Annotated in this window: 17 protein-coding genes and 4 tRNA genes; 16 read left to right on the top strand and 5 right to left on the bottom strand. The window is 32.3% G+C overall.

Annotation, left to right across the window (positions count from 1 at the left end; translation table 11 throughout):
* Nucleotides 1–603: 603 nt before the first annotated feature.
* Nucleotides 604–960 carry a hypothetical protein gene (locus ABXT48_RS04190; protein ID WP_415302565.1) on the bottom strand — a complete coding sequence of 119 codons (357 nt, stop codon included), beginning with the start codon at nt 958–960 and terminating at the stop codon, nt 604–606.
* 147 nt (nt 961–1,107) lie between these two features.
* On the opposite strand from ABXT48_RS04190, the gene ABXT48_RS04185 reads away from it, so the two are divergent.
* The 4 genes from ABXT48_RS04185 (at nt 1,108) to ABXT48_RS04170 (ending at nt 3,437) form a co-directional block, all read left to right on the top strand.
* Nucleotides 1,108–1,695: a hypothetical protein gene (locus ABXT48_RS04185; protein ID WP_415302563.1), complete on the top strand. Its 588-nt coding sequence runs from the start codon at nt 1,108–1,110 to the stop codon at nt 1,693–1,695.
* 80 nt (nt 1,696–1,775) lie between these two features.
* Nucleotides 1,776–2,195, top strand: coding sequence for a hypothetical protein (locus tag ABXT48_RS04180; protein WP_415302561.1), 420 nt, complete (start codon nt 1,776–1,778; stop codon nt 2,193–2,195).
* 5 nt (nt 2,196–2,200) lie between these two features.
* Nucleotides 2,201–2,974 carry a hypothetical protein gene (locus ABXT48_RS04175; RefSeq protein WP_415302559.1) on the top strand — a complete coding sequence of 258 codons (774 nt, stop codon included), beginning with the start codon at nt 2,201–2,203 and terminating at the stop codon, nt 2,972–2,974.
* A 4-nt stretch (nt 2,975–2,978) separates the two neighbouring features.
* On the top strand, nt 2,979–3,437 hold the full coding sequence (locus tag ABXT48_RS04170; RefSeq protein ID WP_415302557.1) for a hypothetical protein: 459 nt from the start codon (nt 2,979–2,981) through the stop codon (nt 3,435–3,437).
* A 1-nt stretch (nt 3,438) separates the two neighbouring features.
* Here ABXT48_RS04170 and ABXT48_RS04165 read toward each other — a convergent pair whose 3' ends face one another.
* From ABXT48_RS04165 to rlmB, 4 genes are all read right to left on the bottom strand, one after another.
* Nucleotides 3,439–3,567, bottom strand: a complete 129-nt coding sequence (locus ABXT48_RS04165) for a hypothetical protein (protein ID WP_415302555.1) — start codon at nt 3,565–3,567, stop codon at nt 3,439–3,441.
* Between the two features lie 52 nt (nt 3,568–3,619).
* A complete protein-coding gene (locus ABXT48_RS04160) occupies nt 3,620–4,972 on the bottom strand; it encodes an integrase arm-type DNA-binding domain-containing protein (RefSeq protein ID WP_415302554.1) in 1,353 nt (450 codons plus the stop codon).
* A gap of 207 nt (nt 4,973–5,179) precedes the next feature.
* Nucleotides 5,180–5,255 (bottom strand) — tRNA-Thr (locus ABXT48_RS04155).
* A 33-nt stretch (nt 5,256–5,288) separates the two neighbouring features.
* Entirely contained in the window at nt 5,289–6,032 is a 744-nt protein-coding gene (rlmB, locus tag ABXT48_RS04150) for a 23S rRNA (guanosine(2251)-2'-O)-methyltransferase RlmB (protein WP_415277716.1), read from the bottom strand.
* Between the two features lie 131 nt (nt 6,033–6,163).
* Between rlmB and ABXT48_RS04145 the strand changes: the two genes are divergently transcribed.
* The 12 genes from ABXT48_RS04145 to rpoC all read left to right on the top strand — a co-directional run bounded on the left by ABXT48_RS04145 (nt 6,164) and on the right by rpoC (nt 18,763).
* A tRNA-Tyr gene (locus tag ABXT48_RS04145) sits at nt 6,164–6,249 on the top strand.
* Between the two features lie 46 nt (nt 6,250–6,295).
* Nucleotides 6,296–6,369 (top strand) — tRNA-Gly (locus tag ABXT48_RS04140).
* A gap of 46 nt (nt 6,370–6,415) precedes the next feature.
* Nucleotides 6,416–7,606: an elongation factor Tu gene (tuf, locus tag ABXT48_RS04135; RefSeq protein WP_415285751.1), complete on the top strand. Its 1,191-nt coding sequence runs from the start codon at nt 6,416–6,418 to the stop codon at nt 7,604–7,606.
* A 7-nt stretch (nt 7,607–7,613) separates the two neighbouring features.
* Nucleotides 7,614–7,689: transfer RNA gene (locus tag ABXT48_RS04130), tRNA-Trp, on the top strand.
* 19 nt (nt 7,690–7,708) lie between these two features.
* The gene (gene secE / locus ABXT48_RS04125) at nt 7,709–7,900 is read left to right on the top strand and encodes a preprotein translocase subunit SecE (RefSeq protein WP_415285750.1); all 192 of its coding nucleotides are present in this window, start codon (nt 7,709–7,711) and stop codon (nt 7,898–7,900) included.
* Nucleotides 7,900–8,430: a transcription termination/antitermination protein NusG gene (gene nusG / locus ABXT48_RS04120; RefSeq protein ID WP_415285749.1), complete on the top strand. Its 531-nt coding sequence runs from the start codon at nt 7,900–7,902 to the stop codon at nt 8,428–8,430. Before secE ends, nusG begins: the two co-directional genes overlap by 1 nt.
* Nucleotides 8,430–8,855, top strand: a complete 426-nt coding sequence (gene rplK, locus ABXT48_RS04115) for a 50S ribosomal protein L11 (protein WP_415285748.1) — start codon at nt 8,430–8,432, stop codon at nt 8,853–8,855. Before nusG ends, rplK begins: the two co-directional genes overlap by 1 nt.
* Nucleotides 8,855–9,544 (top strand): 50S ribosomal protein L1, encoded by a 690-nt coding sequence (gene rplA, locus ABXT48_RS04110; protein WP_415285747.1) that lies wholly within the window; start codon nt 8,855–8,857, stop codon nt 9,542–9,544. Before rplK ends, rplA begins: the two co-directional genes overlap by 1 nt.
* A 5-nt stretch (nt 9,545–9,549) precedes the next feature.
* Nucleotides 9,550–10,050 carry a 50S ribosomal protein L10 gene (gene rplJ / locus ABXT48_RS04105; RefSeq protein ID WP_415287128.1) on the top strand — a complete coding sequence of 167 codons (501 nt, stop codon included), beginning with the start codon at nt 9,550–9,552 and terminating at the stop codon, nt 10,048–10,050.
* A gap of 27 nt (nt 10,051–10,077) precedes the next feature.
* On the top strand, nt 10,078–10,443 hold the full coding sequence (gene rplL, locus ABXT48_RS04100; RefSeq protein ID WP_415285746.1) for a 50S ribosomal protein L7/L12: 366 nt from the start codon (nt 10,078–10,080) through the stop codon (nt 10,441–10,443).
* 56 nt (nt 10,444–10,499) lie between these two features.
* On the top strand, nt 10,500–14,591 hold the full coding sequence (gene rpoB, locus ABXT48_RS04095; protein ID WP_415285745.1) for a DNA-directed RNA polymerase subunit beta: 4,092 nt from the start codon (nt 10,500–10,502) through the stop codon (nt 14,589–14,591).
* A gap of 2 nt (nt 14,592–14,593) precedes the next feature.
* Nucleotides 14,594–18,763, top strand: a complete 4,170-nt coding sequence (rpoC, locus tag ABXT48_RS04090; RefSeq protein ID WP_415302553.1) for a DNA-directed RNA polymerase subunit beta' — start codon at nt 14,594–14,596, stop codon at nt 18,761–18,763.
* Nucleotides 18,764–18,881 lie beyond the last annotated feature (118 nt).

Below are 18,881 nucleotides of genomic sequence, written 5' to 3'. Positions count from 1 at the left end.
ACTCGTTGGAGTTGTATTTTTTCTGTCGGAGCTCCTAAGAACGTCGCTGTTGCTCCGTTCATTCTCCAAGGTCGAATGAGGACTCGATAGTGGTGCCGAGTCAATCTCTGTTGAGCTATGGACTCTTAAAAACGATGTTTCCCTATGTGGTAGATGTAACTTATATCTAGGCTTATATAGTCTGTTTCATAGAGCTAGTGACGTCAAAATAGATATCAGTGGATAAGATCATTTAAATGAATCCCTTTTTAAAAAAATATAATAAAATTATTTTACAAAAAAATTATGCAAAAATTATTTCAAAAAAAATATGATTACTTGAGTTACTGCAAACCAGTCATAGACCGATGTATAAACTGTGGGAACCACGAACAAGTTCATACTCAAATTACGATGGAATATGAGGGAAGTCTTAACACAGGTCCAATATGTAGGAAGTGTTATTCAATTAATCGTGGACCAAGAATAGCGCAGTTTTAACCACAGATCAGGGGCAATCATTCCATAAGATAGACACCTGATTAGGGGTTTGGTTAGTGAATAATTAAAGAATAAATATAAATATTTAACAATAAATTATTTTAACAAAATGTTAATTTAACCCTAAACACTATTGAGTTCTGATTTAAAGATCTGAATCCATTCATTAAACTCTTGTATTGTAAGTTGAGTGGGTTCAATTAATATAATACGATTATCAAGTATACTTTTCGTCCTTATTATTAATTGTTCATTTTCAAGTTCGGTTAAAACAAGGCTTATAGTTTTTCTAGAAGCATTTTTAGATAAAAGAACCATTATAGATTCTGATGTGGTGTTTATTTTATTTAAATAGTTGTCCAATATTAAGAGCCATAACTTATAATGTATTGGTCCTTTACGAAATTTATTAATTGAGAGTAAGTCTTTTTTTTCATTAAAATCATTTGCAAGAATTGATGCATATGTTTTAATTTTCATTACTAAAACTATTCAATTTTAAGGAAAAATTACACAAAATTCCTAAAACAATTCATTTATATGTAATTATTACGCGTAATTTCTACTCTTTTTTATGTAGTTTATTTTTTATAAAATTAAGACTTAATTAATAAATTAAAGGAAAAAATGAAAAAAACTTTAGTAGTTATTTTGGGCTTAATTTTATTTTCAAGCCAAAGTTTAAAAGCCGAAGAAGGTCAATTCAGATTTGGTGTTGAATTAGGTTGGACTCCAGTAGAAATTGAGGCTGAAAAAACAGCTCAAGCAATAGCTAATGCATCAGGATCTACAGTACTTACAGAATATGATAAAGGAGCTTTTGTAGGAAGAGCATTTGGAGAATATGGTATTTCTTCAAACTTAGGAGTTGAAGTTGGTTATTTCCAAACTTCTGGTGCTGGTGCAACCTATAAAATAGGTGCAGATAGTGCTTCTGAAAGTTACGACATACATGGTATTGATATTGCTGCAGTTTTTAAATCTCCAGAAGGTTTTTTTGGTAAAGTTGGAATGCATTCATCAACTATAGATGGAGCTGCAAATGTAACTATTGGTAGTACTTCATATGCAGCAACAGCAAGTAAAACTGGAGCTGGTGCTTTAATAGGAGGAGGAATTGAAAGTGGTAACACAAGATATTCAATTACTCATTACGCTGATATAGGTGGCATAGATACAAGCGCAACATTCTTTGCAGTAGGTTACTTATTTTAATTAATTCAATTACCCTTCTTAAATATTAATTTATTAGGAAGGGTAATTATGAAGAACTTAGTTAGATTTAATATTTAATAATGATAAAAAAAATAAAGTTTTTAATTATATTATTGATCATTCCAATATTATCATCTTGCTCTGGCACAGGTAGTAAAAACAGACCAACAATAAGCACAACAGGTACTGGAAATACAACTATCTATTTTACCAGAGAAGGAGGGTTTGTTGCAAGTGGTGTCTTGGCTAAAATTGAAGTCAATGGTTCTGAAATTGCACAACTTGGAGTAAATGAATATACAACTAGTAATGTGACTGGTAATTATAGAATTAAAGTTTCTGGAGCAGGAATAGGTGGATTTGGTATGGGTACTGACTCAACTTCAGGAGTTGCAGATGAAAAAAATTATTTTTATATTATAGGGGTTAAGCAAAGTCTGTTTTCAACAAAATTTACTATTAATGAAACCACAGAGTCAGGATATAAACAATCCCAATAAAAATTATGAAAAAAAATTACATAGTATTATTAAGTGTGCTCTTTTTGAATTTATCTATTTCTAACGTAAAAAGCTTTGAAAATAAAAAAAGTGAAATAGGTGCATATTTTGGAACAAAAATTTATGAAGAAAGACATCCTGTAGATAATAGTTTTTTTATGTCACAAGATGGTTGGATGATCGGCATTAATACTAATTCAGAAACTTATAGTGATGAAACATATTTTGGGTTTAAAAATAGACTTGGAGTGGGTGAGGTTAATTATACTTCTGCAGGTACAGGCACGATGACAGGTATTCCTGACTATCAATTTGAAACAACTGGTTATTTTGGAATTCCAATGGAAAGATCAAATTCTAGAACAACAATATTTTCGGGTTTGGGTTTTAGGTATTTGTTAAATGCCAGTGGTCTAAAACCATCATCAACAGGACACTCGGGTTATGACAGAGAGTCTAGGTATGTATATTTACCAATTGGTGTTAACCACGAAAGTGGCTCATGGGAATTTAGAGGAGAATACTTATATTTTTTATATGGCCAACAAACCAGCAAAATCAGCCAAGTTAGCGCTAATTATAGTGATATAACAAATGATCAAGAAGACGGCTCAGGAATAAAACTTACTGCAAAATATTATTCTGATAAAAATTTTGGTTATGAGCTTTACATGGATTATTGGGATATAGCAGACTCAAAACTTGATGTATCAGGTAATTTTATGGAACCAAGAAATACTACATCAGAAACTGGGCTTAGAGTTTTCTGGCATTATTAATAACATGAAAAAAATTTTAGGAATAGTATTTATAGGTTTGTTGTTAGCTGGATGTACAACTGTTAAACCAACAGGTGGTCTTTATAAAGAAACAACATTAGAATCTGGAAAATCAAAGATTATTATTTTAAGAAAAGGTGGATCTTTAATATCCGCAGATATTCCAACGATTGGAATTTTAGGTCATGGCTCATATTTTTTACCAAGCAAATCTTATATTCAAGCTGATGTAGATCCTGGAAATTATAATATTAATGTATATGAAACAGCAGGTCTTGTATGGAGATTTGAGCCTTTTGATATAGATGTGACTGCAAATAAGAATGAGACCATATATTTAGAACTTATAACTTGGTCTGTAGGTTTAGTGAGTAGAGCAAAATTAGAAACTGTCGAAAAAGCATATGCATTGGATAAGTTAAAAATGTTTGAGAGAACTTTATTTTCAGATAGTATTCAATAATCTAAATGTAAGTATATTTAATTTCTTTCTTACCTGTAACTGGCCACATGACTTTAATAGAGGCTAAAACAGCATCTGGTTTAGCATTGGTTTTCTTTAAGTATTCTATAAGTTTGTCCCACTTACTCATAGCTCCTTATACAGGAAACATAGCCGACGGAACAATGGAACATTAGTAGTACTTAAACAATATTTTTTAGTGCAACTTTTTCCTTTTGTTTAAATGCCTTGTTTTTACCTTCAATGACATCTTCATGCTGAGTCTTGGCATACTTACTAGCTTGTTTGATTGTAATACCTAACGTATCAGCAACAAGTTTTAAGTTTCCAGTGGCCCTAAGTAGTTGAGTTGCATGAGTGTGTCGTGTTGCATAATGTTTTAATTTTCTTTTAACACCTGCTAACAATAGAACCTTCTTCCAAGTCTTATCTACATCAGTTAAGAATAATGATTTAGCTTTTCTACCATTACCTAGATTTCTACCATATGCGGCAGAAGGAAATACATAATCAAAACGTTTATCTTCTGGTGGATAATAAAACTTACTTTTAGGATTATTTAATCTATCTTTTTTTATAGTTCTAATAACATCAAGCTCATCTTCTCCCATACCAAAATCTGTTTTCTGATTTTTTTTAGATGTTTTAGTTTGTTCAAGTTTAAGAGTAGGGACTAATCCGTCGTTAATCATTCCCCATTGTATTGGGCTAGCCTCTGATCTAGTTCTTCTTGAAGAGTAAATTTGATAAGCGATTAAAGCACAAGCTACAACAGATAACTTATATTTTTTATAATGCGACTCTAGGAATCTACCTGTTTTTAAATCCTTATGAATTAAGATAGATCTAACTCTGTCTAGCTCATCTTCTCTAAGAAAATCTAAATATTCTTTTTCTTCAAACCTATCTTCCTTCTTAATCTTGCAGGGTTGATTGTTAGTGATGCCTCTTTCAATCCAAATGTTAAAGAGCATTTTTAAATAGTCAGCAAACATATTAGCTTGTCTAGGTGTTCTAGCTCCCATGATTTGGTGAAACTTAGCTATCTGATTACCAGTTATCAAAGAAACTTTTATATGCTGAATATTATCTAGCTGATCAAAAACTTGTCTGATCTCTAGCTTATTTGTTTTTCTAAAGATGTAAGAGTTAAATATATTTTTAATAGCTGTTAAGGTTGAGGCTCTATATCTGGCAGGTGTGAGAATAGTTTTATAAGATTCATTTATTTGTTCACCTAAAGTATTTTCACCTTTAACACTTTGTCTAGCCGCATATGGATCTTTGCCCAAGAATATTTCATTAGATATTTTCTTAGCTCTTGATACAGCTTTATTAATTCCTAGTTCTTCATAGGTACCAACCTTTAATCTAAGTGAATTTTTGCCTTTAGGTCTGTACTGATAAAACCAAGTCTTAGATGTTGAGGGATATTTATATACTACTAAAGTTAATCCTTCTGTTCCTTGCATTGAAAAGAATTGATCCTTGTCTTGGTGATTTATATTTTTGATAACAGCATCTGTTAATTTCATTCTTATTTCCTTTCTAAGTTGTTTTCTTTTTAACAATTAAGAAAGCTATTTACATAAACGAACAGATACCGAACGCATTGGGTATCTAAATAGGAACGACTACATAACGACTACAAACAATTCTAGCTTCGTGCTTTGTATGTTCTTCGTTGTTCTTATGTTCTAACTTTCTGGAAAGGATAATTTATTGAATCCACTAGGTTTTAGTGGTGCCCCCGCACGGAGTCGAACCGCGGACCTATTGATTACAAATCAATTGCTCTACCAGCTGAGCTACAAGGGCATATCCGATTTCTATTAAGAAATCTTAAACTAATCAAGAATTTTTTTTCAAATAACTTAAATGATGAAACACAATCGCTGCACTATTTGAGATATTTAAGCTTTCTACATCTTTATTTATGTCAATCTTAACTAAAAAATCTGTGTATTTTCCAGTATGCTCTCTCATACCGAAACCTTCAGATCCAAATAAAAGAACATTCTTTCCTTCCCATTTAATATCTGTAAAGTCTTTTTCTCCTCTTGCATCGAACCCATAAACCCAAAAATTTTTTTCTCTTAAATTTTTAAGTGTTGAATTTATGTTAGACACCTCAAAAATATTAATATGTTCCATACAACCACTTGCAGCTTTATACATAAGCTTGCTATCTGATGGGAATTGTCTTTCTTTAACTATTAATCCATCTATATGAAATGAAGAGGCACTTCTAATTAGCGATCCAATATTTCTTGGGTCAGTAACCTCATCTATACAAACAAACGTTAGATTGTTTTTTCCTTTTATAAATTCTTTTAAATCAGGTTGGTCTAAATGTTCAACTTCAGCAATATAACCACCATGCATCATTTGATCTTTAGAAGTGTACTTATCTAATTCTTTTTTTGATTTAAAATAAACCTTAACGTCCTCAAGAACATTTTTCTTTGGGTTTTTTCTATGAATATTTTTTTTACTTTCTTCCGTTAAAAAAACTTTTAAAACTTTTCTTTTTGGGTTTCTTAAAGCTTCAATAACCGCATGTTGACCAACTATTAGAAATGATGATTTATTCATAAAATTATCTTTGTTTTATACGTATTTTTCTCCATTTTCACAGTAAATCTCGTGTTGCAATTATATAATAAAAATATATAAAACGGCTGTTGTTTGAAGCTTTATTGAGCAAGGGGACACTTCCCCAAAAAGGAGGGGTTCCAGAGCGGTCAAATGGGGCGGGCTGTAAACCCGTTGACTTCGGTCTTCGAAAGTTCGAATCTTTCCCCCTCCACCACTTAATAAAATTTTTTATAACAATGGAGTGTTATTCTTGATGTTGTGCGGGTGTAGTTCAATGGTAGAACGCTAGCCTTCCAAGCTGGATGTAAGAGTTCGATTCTCTTTACCCGCTCCAAGAAAAAAAGAAATTATTAATAAAACTAAACTGAGGTAAAAAAGTAATGTCAAAAGAAAAGTTCATAAGAAATAAACCACACTGTAACATTGGTACAATCGGTCATGTCGACCACGGTAAAACAACATTAACTGCAGCGATCACAAATGTTTTAGCAGAAACTGGTGGAGCAAAAGCTGTAGCTTATGATCAAATTGATAAAGCCCCTGAAGAAAAAGAAAGAGGAATTACAATTTCAACTGCTCACGTTGAATATGAAACTGAGAAGAGACATTATGCACACGTAGATTGCCCTGGTCACGCTGACTATGTAAAAAACATGATTACAGGTGCGGCTCAAATGGATGGAGCTATCTTAGTAGTTAACGCTGCTGATGGTCCTATGCCTCAAACTAGAGAACACATTCTTTTAGGAAGACAAGTTGGTATCCCTTCAATTGTTGTTTATTTAAATAAAGTAGACCAAGTTGATGACAAAGATATGATTGAACTTGTTGAAGAAGAAATTAGAGAACTTTTAACTTCTTATAAATATCCAGGTGAAACAACTCCCATCATTAAAGGATCTGCATTAGCTGCTGTTGAAGGTAGAGATGAAGAAATTGGAAAAAATTCTATTTTAGAATTAATGAAAGCTGTTGATGAATTTATTCCTCAACCAACTAGAGATGTTGACAAACCTTTCCTAATGCCTGTTGAGGATGTTTTCTCAATTTCAGGTAGAGGAACTGTTGCAACTGGTAGAATTGAATCTGGTGTTATTAAAACTGGCGAAGAAGTTGAAATCGTTGGTGTTACTGAAACTAAAAAATCAGTTTGTACTGGTGTTGAAATGTTCAGAAAACTTTTAGATTCTGGTGAAGCAGGTGATAACGTCGGTATTCTATTACGAGGTGTTGAGCGAGATGATATTCAAAGAGGACAAGTTCTTTGTAAAGCTGGTTCAATTACCCCACACACTAAATTTGAAGCTCAGGCTTATGTACTTAAAAAAGACGAGGGTGGAAGACACACTCCTTTCTTTACTAAATACAGACCTCAGTTTTACTTTAGAACAACTGACGTAACTGGAGAAGTTACATTACCAGCTGGAACTGAAATGGTTATGCCTGGTGATGACGCTAAATTCACTGTTACTTTAATTACTCCAATTGCTATGAGTGAAAAATTAAACTTTGCTATTCGTGAAGGTGGTAGAACAGTTGGAGCTGGAGTAGTAACTAAAATTATAGAGTAAACTCTATAGGAGCGTAGCTCAATTGGTAGAGTGCCGGTCTCCAAAACCGGAGGTTGAGGGTTCGATTCCCTCCGCTCCTGCCAATAAACTAAAAAGTATATTATGAAAAATCCGATAAAATTTATCCAAGAAGTTAAACAAGAAGCCTTTAAAGTTTCTTGGCCTACTGGAAAAGAGACAATCCAAGGTGCATTAATGGTATTTGCTATGGCAGTTATTATGTCTCTTTTCTTTTTGCTTCTTGATCAAGTGCTTAAATTTTTATTGGAAGCTTTATTAAAGGTGAGTATTTAATGAAAAATTGGTATATTGTTCAATCTCACTCAAATTTTGAGAATAAGGTTGCTGGATTAATTAAAGAAGAAGCTGAAAAAGCAAAAATTTCTGATAAAATTGAAGAAATTGTTGTTCCTACACACGATGTAACAGAAGTAAAAAGAGGAAAGAGAATTCAAAGAAAAAAGAAATACTTTCCTGGCTATGTTTTGATTAAAAGTGAAATGGATAATGATCTTTATCATATGATTAAAAATTTAAAGCGTGTTAGTGGATTTTTAGGTTCAAAAGGTATTCCTGTTCCTGTTTCTGATAAAGAAATAGAAAAAATTTTAGGACAAATAAAAGATGGTGTAGCTCAGCCAAAATCTGGTATAGAATACAGCATTGGTGAAAAAGTTCAGGTTGTTGACGGTCCTTTTGCATCATTCAGTGGTATGGTTGAAGATATAGATGAAGAGAAATCAAGACTTAAGGTTTCTGTTTCAATATTTGGAAGACCAACACCAGTTGACTTAGAATATAACCAAGTAGAGAAAGCAAGTTAATGGCAAAAGAAATTAGTGGATATATAAAATTACAAATTATGGGAGGACAAGCTAATCCTGCTCCGCCAGTTGGTCCAGCTTTAGGTCAACGTGGAATTAATATAATGGAATTTTGTAAAGCTTTTAATGATAAGACTAAAGCATTAGCTGGAAAACCAATCCCGGTTATTATTACAGTTTACAAAGACAAAAAATTTGATTTTGAAATTAAATCTCCTCCAGCATCTTACTTTATTAAAGAGGCTGCAAAACTTAAAGGTGGATCAAAAGAACCAGGCAGAAGTATAGCTGGATCAATTACAAAAAAACAAGCAGAAGAAATTGCAACACAAAAAATGAAAGACCTTAATGCACATAGCTTAGAGCAAGCTGTTAAAATTATTGCAGGTTCAGCAAGATCAATGGGTATAGAGGTTAAAGACTAATGGCATCAAAGAGATTTAAAAAATTACCAGAAAAAACTAAGGATCTAGCATCTGAATTGATAGAAAAATTATTATCAGATGTTAAAAAGAACTGTACTACAAAATTCGATGAATCAATCGATCTATCATTTCAAGTTAATAACAAACAAAAAAAAGGTGAAGTTAATATTAGAACGATAGTTAATTTACCTGGTGGAACTGGCAAAAAAGTAAAAGTTGCTGTTGTATGTGAGGATGATAAAGCACAAGAGGCTAAGGATGCAGGTGCTGATATAGTTGGAAGTGACGAGTTTATTGATAAAATTAAAGCAGGTGAGTTAGATTTTGAAAAATTAATTTGTACACCAGGAATGATGATTAAACTTTCAAAACTTGGAAAAATTTTAGGCCCAAAAGGTCTTATGCCCAATCCAAAACTTGGATCTGTTTCTGACGATGTAAAACAAGCGGTAACTGATGCTAAGTCTGGTCAGGCTGAAATTAGAAATGATAAAGATGGAAATATTGGTGTTAGCATTGGGAAAAAATCATTCCATGACGATCAGTTATTAAAAAACTATTATACTATTTTAGACACTTTAGAAAAAGAAAAAGGTAACCTTACTTTAAAAGGTGATTTAATTAAGAATACTTTTGTAACATCTAGTATGGGTGTTTCATATAAAGTTAAATTAGGAAAAGTTATATAGTTATGATGAATAAGGAACAAAAAAAGAATTATATTAGTGAAATGGAATCTCAGTTTCAAAACAATGAAGCAGTACTAGTTACCCATTATCAAGGACTTACCATGTCTCAACTCGATGAACTAAGAGCTCAAATGAGAGAGCATGGAATTAAATTTAAGATTACTAAAAATAGAATCACGAAGTTAGCACTTGAAAAAACAAAGTGTAAGGATCTTTCCAACCTATTTACTGGAGCTACAGCAGTGGCTTTTTCTGATGATGCTATAATGTCAGCTAGAATTTTATCAAAATTTGCAAAAACTAATGAAAACCTAAAACTTTTAGGTGGAATTATGGGTAGCGATGTTTTGGACCAAGCTGGAGTCCAGAATGTAGCTAATTTACCAACACTAGATGAGGCTAGAGCAAATATTGTAGGAATTCTAGCAGCACCAGCGTCAAAATTTGTAAGTATTTTGCTTGCACGTTCCGAAAAAATGAGTAGTTTGAGCCCAGAAAATTCTTAAAAAACAACCTAAAGAGTAAAAAAAAATATGCCTGATCTAAATAAAATTATTGAAGACCTATCAAGTTTAACTGTTGTTGAAGCAGCTGAGCTTTCAAAACAGCTTGAAGAAAAATGGGGTGTTACAGCTATGGCTGCAGCAGCACCAGCAGCAGCAGCAGGTGGAGCAGCTGAAGAGGCTAAAGACGATTTTACAGTTATGTTAATTTCAGCTGGTGACAAAAAAATTAATGTTATTAAAGAAGTTAGAGCAGCAACATCTTTAGGTCTTAAAGAAGCAAAAGATTTAGTTGAAGGTGCTCCAAAAGAAGTGAAATCTGGTGTTAACAAAAAAGATGCTGAAGAACTTAAAGCTAAGTTAGAAGCAGCAGGCGCAAAAGTAGAACTTAAATAAATTAATTAGAAAGATTTTATAAACTGGTTAATTTATTAACCAGCGATTAGTATTAAATGCAATTATCTTTTACTCAGAAGAAAAATGTTAGAAAAAGCTTCGGAAAGCTTGTAGAAACTTTATCTATTCCAAATCTAATTGAAGTTCAAAAAAATTCATACAAACAGCTTACAGACTTTGATAGTGAAGCAGGGGATTTATCAAAAGGATTTGATAGGGTTTTTAAAAGTATTTTTCCAATAGAGGATCTAAATGATAAAGCAACATTAGAATATGTTTCTTATAGACTTGAAAAGCCAAAATTTGATACTGAAGAATGTATTCAAAGAGGATTATCTTTTACGTCAGCATTAAAATGTACTTTAAGATTGGTTGTTTACGAGATAGATCAAGAAAATAATACTAAAGATATTTTATCTGCAAAAGAACAAGAAGTTTACATGGGTGAAGTGCCTATGATGACTGACAGTGGAACTTTTATAACTAATGGTGTTCAAAGAGTAGTTGTAAACCAAATGCATAGAAGTCCTGGAGTTTTCTTTGATCATGATAAAGGTAAATCACATGCAAGTGGTAAATTATTATTTAACTGTAGAGTTATTCCTAACAGAGGATCTTGGTTAGATTTAGAATACGATGTAAAAGATTTCTTATATTTTAAGATAGACAGAAAGAAAAAAATATTTGCTTCAAGTCTTTTGATGGCTTTAGGTTTAACTAAATCTGAAATAGCTGATGAGTTTTACGATAAAGATACTTATTCATTTGATGCAAAAACAGGTAAATGGAAGACTAAATTTAATTCTGAAAACTATAAAGCTAAAAATTTTTCTGAAGAAGTTACCGATGCTAAAACTGGAAACATTGTAATTAAGCTTGGTGATAAAATTAATTTTTTAAGTGCAAAAAAACTAGCTACAGATGGACTTAAAGATATTTTAGTATCTCAAGAATCTTTAATTGGAAAATATTTACATAATGAAGTTAAAGTTAGCGACGATGAAGAAGAAGGAACCTTTGGAATTGGTACTGAGCTAAATGACACTATTATCAAACAAATTTTAGAAGCTAACATAAACTCAATTGAGATTTCTATTACAAATTCTATCAATAAAGGTCCTTATTTATTATCAACAATATTAAATGATAAAAATAATTCTAAAAATGATGCGATTACTGAAATTTATAAAGTTTTAAGACCGGGCGAACCACCAACTGTTGAGATTGCTACACAAATATTCAATAACTTATTCTTTAGTTCGGATAGGTATGACCTTTCAGATGTGGGTAGAGTTAAAATGAATTCAAGGTTGAGCCTTGAATGTTCTGATAAAATTACGATTTTAAGAAATGACGACATAATTGCCATTGTTCACAAAATGTTAGATTTAAGAGATGGTAAAGATGAGGTTGATGACATTGATCATTTAGGTAACAGAAGAGTAAGGTCTGTTGGTGAACTTGTTGAAAACCAAGCACGTATTGGTGTTTATAGAATGGAAAGAGCTATTAAAGAAAAAATGACAACTCTTGATATTGAATCAGCAATGCCACAAGATTTAATTAATGCAAAACCTTTAACGGTTTCCCTTAAAGATTTTTTTGTAAGTTCACAACTTTCACAATTTATGGACCAAACAAATCCACTATCTGAAATTACACACAAAAGAAGAGTTTCAGCTTTAGGACCAGGTGGTCTAACAAGAGAAAGAGCTGGATTTGATGTTCGTGATGTTCACCCAACTCACTATGGAAGAATTTGTCCAATTGAAACACCTGAAGGACCAAATATTGGTTTGATTAATAGCCTATCTACTTATGCTAAGATTAATAAATATGGTTTTATTGAAAGCCCATATAAAAAAGTACAGAATGGTGTAGTTCAAGATAAAGTTGAGTATCTATCAGCGATGGAAGAGACAAAATATACAATCGCACAAGCTAATGCCAAACTTGATAAGAATGGAAAAATTTTAGAAGAGCTTGTTCCTTGCAGAGAAAACTTAAACTTCGTTTTATCAAGACCTGAAAAAATTGATTACATTGATGTTTCACCCAAACAGTTGGTTTCTGTAGCAGCATCACTAATCCCTTTCTTGGAAAATGATGATGCAAACAGAGCCCTAATGGGATCCAACATGATGAGACAAGCAGTCCCTCTTTTAAAACCAGAATCTCCATTAGTTGGTACTGGTATTGAAAGTGATGTAGCTCTTGACTCAGGTGTTACTATAGTTGCTAATCGTGATGGCACTGTTGATAAAATTGATGGAAAAAGAATTGTAATTAAAGCAACTGAAGAAACAGATTTCACAAAATCAGGTGTAGATATTTATAACCTACAAAAATTTAAAAGATCAAACCAAAATACATGTATTAACCAAAAACCACTTGTTAGAGTAGGTGATAAAGTTAAATCAGGTGATATTATTGCTGATGGACCGTCTACTAAGCTAGGTGAATTAGCGCTTGGAAAAAATGTGACAGTAGCATTTATGCCTTGGCAAGGTTACAATTTTGAAGACTCTATTCTAATTTCAGAAAGATGTGTTACAGACGATGTATTTACATCAGTTCATATCGTTGAATACGAAGTTATGGCTAGAGATACAAAGTTAGGTGAAGAAGAAATCACTAGAGATATTCCAAATGTAAATGAAGAAGCTTTAAAAAATCTAGATGAGTCGGGAATCGTTTATATTGGCGCTGAAGTAAAAGCTGGAGACATATTGGTTGGTAAAGTTACGCCAAAAGGTGATTCAGCATCAGGACCTGAAGAAAAATTATTAAGATCAATTTTTGGTGAAAAAGCAATTGATGTAACTGATACATCTTTAAAAATGTCCAGAGGAAGCAGTGGAACAATTGTTGATGTCAGAGTATTCAATAGACATGGTATTGAAAAAGATGAAAGATCCATAACAATCGAAAGAGCAGAAATTGAAATTGTTCAACAAGATAAAATTGTAGAGGAAGAAATTTTAGAAAGAAGTATAAAGCAAAGAGCTAATCAGATTTTTTCTGGAGCTTCTTTAACTAAAAAAATTAAAGATTTAGATGAAGGTACCAAACTTGATCTTGAGACAATTAACAAAATTAGTATTAATGATGTATTCAAAATAACAGTAGGCAATGTTAGTGATGAAGCAAGTATTGCCCAATTAAAAGATCAATATAATCAAGCAAAACAAGATATTCAAGAAAGATTTGAAGATAAGGTTTTAAAAATTAGAAGTGGTGATGATTTATTACCAAGTGTGATGAAGATGGTAAAAGTTTTTGTTGCGATTAAAAGAAGATTAAGACCTGGTGACAAGATGTCAGGAAGACACGGAAACAAGGGTGTAGTTAGTAAAATTGTACCTGTCGAAGATATGCCTTATAGAGAAGATGGAAGACCAGTTGATATCGTATTAAATCCACTTGGGGTTCCAAGTCGTATGAACGTAGGTCAAATCTTAGAAACACACCTTGGATGGGCCTGTAAAGAATTTGGTGAAGAAGTTAAAAGATTAGTAAATGAAAATAATAAAAAATTTGAGAAAACTCAAAAAATTTCATCTTTTTTAACATCAGTTTATGGAAAAGAAGTTTTTGATGGAGGTATTGACAAATTAAACAAGACTGAATTTGCAGATTTATGTGAAAATCTACAAAATGGTATAGCAATTTCAACTCCAGTATTTGATGGAGCTAAAGAAAAAGATGTGTCTGAAATGCTTGAGTTAGCTAAATTACCTACTTCTGGCCAAACTAATTTATGGGATGGTAGAACAGGTGAAATGTTTGATAGACCAGTAACAGTTGGAATCATCTATATGTTAAAACTTCATCACCTTGTTGAAGATAAAATTCATGCAAGATCTACTGGACCTTATAGTCTTGTAACCCAGCAACCTTTGGGTGGTAAAGCTCAGTTAGGTGGACAAAGATTTGGTGAAATGGAAGTATGGGCACTCGAAGCTTATGGAGCCTCGTATACATTACAAGAAATTTTAACAGTTAAGTCAGACGACGTTGCTGGAAGAGTTAAAGTATACGAAACAATTGTTAAAGGAGAAGAGAATTTTGAATCAGGAATACCAGAATCGTTCAATGTTCTAGTTAAAGAAATTAAATCATTAGCATTAAACATAGAGTTAAATTAAATATGAAAAAAGAATTAACAGACTTATTTAAGAATAGTGAAGTTTCTGAAGCTCAAAATTTTAATAGCATTAAAATTACTTTAGCTAGCCCTGAAAAAATTAAATCTTGGACATATGGTGAAATTAAAAAACCTGAAACTATTAACTATAGAACTTTTAGACCAGAAAAAGATGGCTTGTTTTGTGCTAGAATTTTTGGACCAATAAAAGATTACGAATGTTTGTGTGGTAAATACAAACGTATGAAGTTTAGAGGAATTATCTGTGAAAAATGTGGTGTTGAAGTAACAAAATCGAATGTAAGAAGAGAGAGAATGGGTCACATAAACCTTGCTACTCCTGTTGCACACATTTGGTTTTTAAAATCGTTACCTAGTAGAATTTCATTAGCCGTTGACATGAAGCTAAAAGAAGTTGAAAGAGTTCTTTATTTTGAAAATTTTATAATTATTGAGCCTGGTTTAACAGGTCTTCAAAAAAACCAATTACTTAACGAAGAAGAATTAGCTAAATACCAAGATGAGTTTGGTGAAGAATCATTTGAAGCTGGTATAGGAGCTGAAGCAATTTTATCAATTCTAAAGTCAATGGATCTTGAGCAAGAAAGAAAAATTTTAATTAACACAATTAAAGAAACAAAATCAAAAGTTAATGAAGAAAGATCGATAAAAAGACTTAAGTTAATCGAGTCATTTATAGAAACTGGTCAAAAGCCAGAATGGATGATTTTAACAGTGATACCAGTTATACCACCTGAATTAAGACCTTTAGTTCCACTAGATGGTGGAAGATTTGCAACATCTGATCTTAATGATCTTTATAGAAGAGTTATAAACAGAAATAATCGTCTTAAGAGACTGATGGATTTAAAAGCTCCTGACATTATTGTTAGAAATGAAAAAAGAATGCTTCAAGAGTCTGTTGATGCTTTATTTGATAATGGTCGTAGAGGAAGAGTAATTACTGGAACTGGTAAACGTCCACTTAAATCTTTAGCAGAGATGCTTAAAGGTAAGCAAGGTAGATTTAGACAAAACTTATTAGGAAAAAGAGTTGATTACTCAGGAAGATCTGTAATTGTTGTAGGTCCTGACCTTAAGCTTCATGAGTGTGGCTTACCGAAAAAAATGGCTTTAGAATTATTTAAGCCATTTCTGTATGCCAGATTAAATAAATTAGGATTAGCTTCCACAATTAAACAGGCAAAAAAATTAGTAGAAAAAGAAACTAATGCTGTTTGGGATGCGTTAGAACTTATTGTAAGAGAACACCCAGTTTTATTAAACCGTGCACCAACGCTTCACAGACTAGGGGTTCAAGCTTTTGAACCTAAGTTAATTGAGGGAGATGCAATTGAATTACACCCATTATGTTGTGCAGCTTTTAATGCTGACTTTGATGGTGACCAAATGGCTGTTCACGTTCCTCTAAGTTTAGAGGCTCAACTAGAAGCTAGAATTTTAATGCTATCAACGAACAATATTTTAAGTCCATCAAATGGCAAACCTATCATAGTACCGAGCCAGGATATGATTTTAGGTCTATACTATTTATCTCAAGCACCATTTCAAACGGAAAAGCCAGATGGTTACTTTATAAATAATGATGAAATTGAACATGCTTTATCAACGGGTCAGATAAAAGTACACTCCACTATTGTTTCAAGGTTTGAAACACTTGATGAGAAGGGTAATAAAAGGGTTGAAAAACATACAACAACTGCTGGAAGATTTTTATTAGCTAATTTATTACCAAAAAATAAAGATATTACTTTTTCAATGATTGATAGACTGCTTCCTAAAAAAACCGTTTCAGAAATTATTGATAGTGTTTTCAGGTTTTGTGGTCAGAAAACTACAGTTATTTTTTGTGATCATTTAAAAGATTTAGGCTTCAAACACGCATTTAAAGCAGGTATTTCTTTTGGTAAAGATGATTTGGTTATTCCTGCAAACAAAGGAAAATTGATTGATGATACTAAAAAATTAATTGCTGATTATGAAAATCAATATTCAGAAGGTTTAATTACTAGAGGCGAGAAATACAACAAAGTAGTTGATGCTTGGTCAAAATGTACTGACAAAGTAGCTGGTGAAATGATGAGAGGTATTTCAGCTACTGAAAGTACTCCTGATGGCATGAAGATTAACTCAGTATTTATGATGGCGGATAGTGGAGCTAGGGGTTCAGCTGCTCAAATGAAACAGTTGGCTGGTATGAGGGGTCTTATTGCAAAACCATCTGGTGAAATTATTGAAACTCCTATTATTTCTAATTTTAAAGAAGGTTTAACTGCTTTAGAATATTTCAATTCAACGCACGGAGCCAGAAAAGGTTTGGCTGATACAGCCCTAAAGACTGCAAGCTCAGGTTATTTAACTAGAAGACTTTGTGATGTAGCTCAAGACCTTACAATTTCAAAAATTAAATGTGATAATCCAGGGTTTATTGAGTTAGCAGAAATTTTAGAAGGTGGAAATGTAGTTGTTAGTTTATCAGAAAGAGCGCTTGGTAGAGTTACAGCTTTTGATGTAAAAAATCCTATCACTGGTGAAGTAGTTATTAAAAAAGAAACTATGATTGACGAATCAGGTTGTGATAAAATTGATGCAGCTGGTGTTAAATTTATCAAAGCTTATTCAGTTATGACTTGTAGCTCTAAAATCGGTGTTTGTGCTACTTGTTATGGAAGAGATCTATCTAGAGGAAAAATGGTTCACGTTGGTGAAGCAATAGGTATGATTTCAGCTCAATCAATTGGAGAGCCAGGTACCCAGTTAACAATGAGAACCTTCCATGTTGGTGGCACCGCTTCTGTTAAGCAAGAGTTTGAAATTGTTGCAAAATCTGCAGGTACTTTGAAAATTATTAACACTAATTTATTAGAAGATTCTAAGAAAAATCTAATTGTTATGGGAAGAAATACCCAACTATCAATTGAAGATAATAACGGTGTTCAAGTTGCAATTTATAAAGTTGCTTATGGATCAAAATTATTTTTCCAAAATGGTGATAAAATAAAAGCTAATGAAAAAATTTGTGAGTGGGATCCTTATACAACGCCAGTTATTGCAGAAAAAAGTGGTATTGCTGGGTATGTAGATTTAATCGATGGTGTTTCTATTCAAGAGACAACTGATGATGCTACTGGAATTTCTTCTAAATCAGTTGTTGATTGGAGAGCACAATCTAAAAACACAGATTTAAAACCAAGAATTACCTTAAGAGATGAGAAGGGTAATGTTATTAAAAAAGCAGATGATAATGAAGCAAGATACTATTTAGTTCCTGATTCAATTCTTTCTGTTAAAGATGGTCAAAAAATATTTGCTGGTGATATAATCGCCAGACTTCCGAAAGAAACAACTAAAACAAAAGATATTACTGGAGGATTGCCACGTGTAGCTGAATTATTTGAAGCTAGAAAAGCAAAAGATAGTGCAATTATTGCTGAGAACGATGGACAAGTGTTGTTTGGTAAAGAAGTTAGAGGTAAACAAAAAATTTCAATTCAACCAGATGATGGAGAACCTTCAAATTATTTAATACCTAAAGGTAAACATATCAACTTTAACCAAGGTGAGAAAATTAAAAAGGGTGAATATCTTTTAGATGGTCAGCCTTTACCTCATGATATTTTGAGAATTTTAGGCATTAAAGATTTAACAGAATATTTTGTTAATCAGGTTCAAGAAGTTTATAGATTACAAGGTGTTGTTATTAATGACAAACACATTGAAACAATATTAAGACAAATGCTTAAAAAAGTTGAAATTAAAGTGTCCGGTGATTCGTCTTACTTACCTGGTGAAATGATTGATAGAATTAAGTTTGATAATGCAAATGAAAAACTTGTTGCTGAAGGAAAAAATCCTGCATCAGGCGAAAGAGTTTTAATGGGTATTACTAAAGCCTCACTTCAAACAGAGTCATTTATCTCTGCAGCTTCATTCCAAGAAACTACAAGAGTTTTAACTGATGCTGCTATTAAAGGTAAAGTTGACCCTTTAAATGGCTTAAAAGAGAACGTTATTGTTGGTAGATTAGTTCCAGCCGGAACTGGTCATATCAAGAACAAATGGAATGAAAATGCCATTGAAGCTGACAATAAATTTTTAGCTGATCAGGAAAAAATTGAGCCTGTAGAAGCTACAGAAACTCCTGCTAATTAATTAAAAAAACACTTTTAACTTGTAGTTTTAGTTTGACAATCAGAGATTTAATAGTATTTTGACGATGTTTTTGGTTGGAATGTAGTACCTACTTTACGGAACTAAACGCTGCCACAAA

The organism is Candidatus Pelagibacter sp. Uisw_101 (assembly GCF_047727615.1).
GTDB lineage: Bacteria > Pseudomonadota > Alphaproteobacteria > Pelagibacterales > Pelagibacteraceae > Pelagibacter.
This window is presented reverse-complemented; position numbering and strand designations above follow the sequence as displayed.

Excerpts from the sequence above, each read along its gene's own strand:
- rpoC (WP_415302553.1), top strand. The coding sequence starts at position 14,594 with ATGAAAAAAGAATTAACAGACTTATTTAAGAATAGTGAAGTTTCTGAA.
- ABXT48_RS04185 (WP_415302563.1), top strand. The coding sequence starts at position 1,108 with ATGAAAAAAACTTTAGTAGTTATTTTGGGCTTAATTTTATTTTCAAGC.
- rpoB (WP_415285745.1), top strand. The coding sequence starts at position 10,500 with ATGCAATTATCTTTTACTCAGAAGAAAAATGTTAGAAAAAGCTTCGGA.
- rplJ (WP_415287128.1), top strand. The coding sequence starts at position 9,550 with ATGAATAAGGAACAAAAAAAGAATTATATTAGTGAAATGGAATCTCAG.
- rplK (WP_415285748.1), top strand. The coding sequence starts at position 8,430 with ATGGCAAAAGAAATTAGTGGATATATAAAATTACAAATTATGGGAGGA.
- nusG (WP_415285749.1), top strand. The coding sequence starts at position 7,900 with ATGAAAAATTGGTATATTGTTCAATCTCACTCAAATTTTGAGAATAAG.
- ABXT48_RS04160 (WP_415302554.1), bottom strand. The coding sequence starts at position 4,972 with ATGAAATTAACAGATGCTGTTATCAAAAATATAAATCACCAAGACAAG.
- ABXT48_RS04180 (WP_415302561.1), top strand. The coding sequence starts at position 1,776 with ATGATAAAAAAAATAAAGTTTTTAATTATATTATTGATCATTCCAATA.
- rlmB (WP_415277716.1), bottom strand. The coding sequence starts at position 6,032 with ATGAATAAATCATCATTTCTAATAGTTGGTCAACATGCGGTTATTGAA.
- rplL (WP_415285746.1), top strand. The coding sequence starts at position 10,078 with ATGCCTGATCTAAATAAAATTATTGAAGACCTATCAAGTTTAACTGTT.
- tuf (WP_415285751.1), top strand. The coding sequence starts at position 6,416 with ATGTCAAAAGAAAAGTTCATAAGAAATAAACCACACTGTAACATTGGT.
- ABXT48_RS04190 (WP_415302565.1), bottom strand. The coding sequence starts at position 960 with ATGAAAATTAAAACATATGCATCAATTCTTGCAAATGATTTTAATGAA.
- ABXT48_RS04165 (WP_415302555.1), bottom strand. The coding sequence starts at position 3,567 with ATGAGTAAGTGGGACAAACTTATAGAATACTTAAAGAAAACCAATGCT.
- ABXT48_RS04170 (WP_415302557.1), top strand. The coding sequence starts at position 2,979 with ATGAAAAAAATTTTAGGAATAGTATTTATAGGTTTGTTGTTAGCTGGA.
- secE (WP_415285750.1), top strand. The coding sequence starts at position 7,709 with ATGAAAAATCCGATAAAATTTATCCAAGAAGTTAAACAAGAAGCCTTT.
- ABXT48_RS04175 (WP_415302559.1), top strand. The coding sequence starts at position 2,201 with ATGAAAAAAAATTACATAGTATTATTAAGTGTGCTCTTTTTGAATTTA.
- rplA (WP_415285747.1), top strand. The coding sequence starts at position 8,855 with ATGGCATCAAAGAGATTTAAAAAATTACCAGAAAAAACTAAGGATCTA.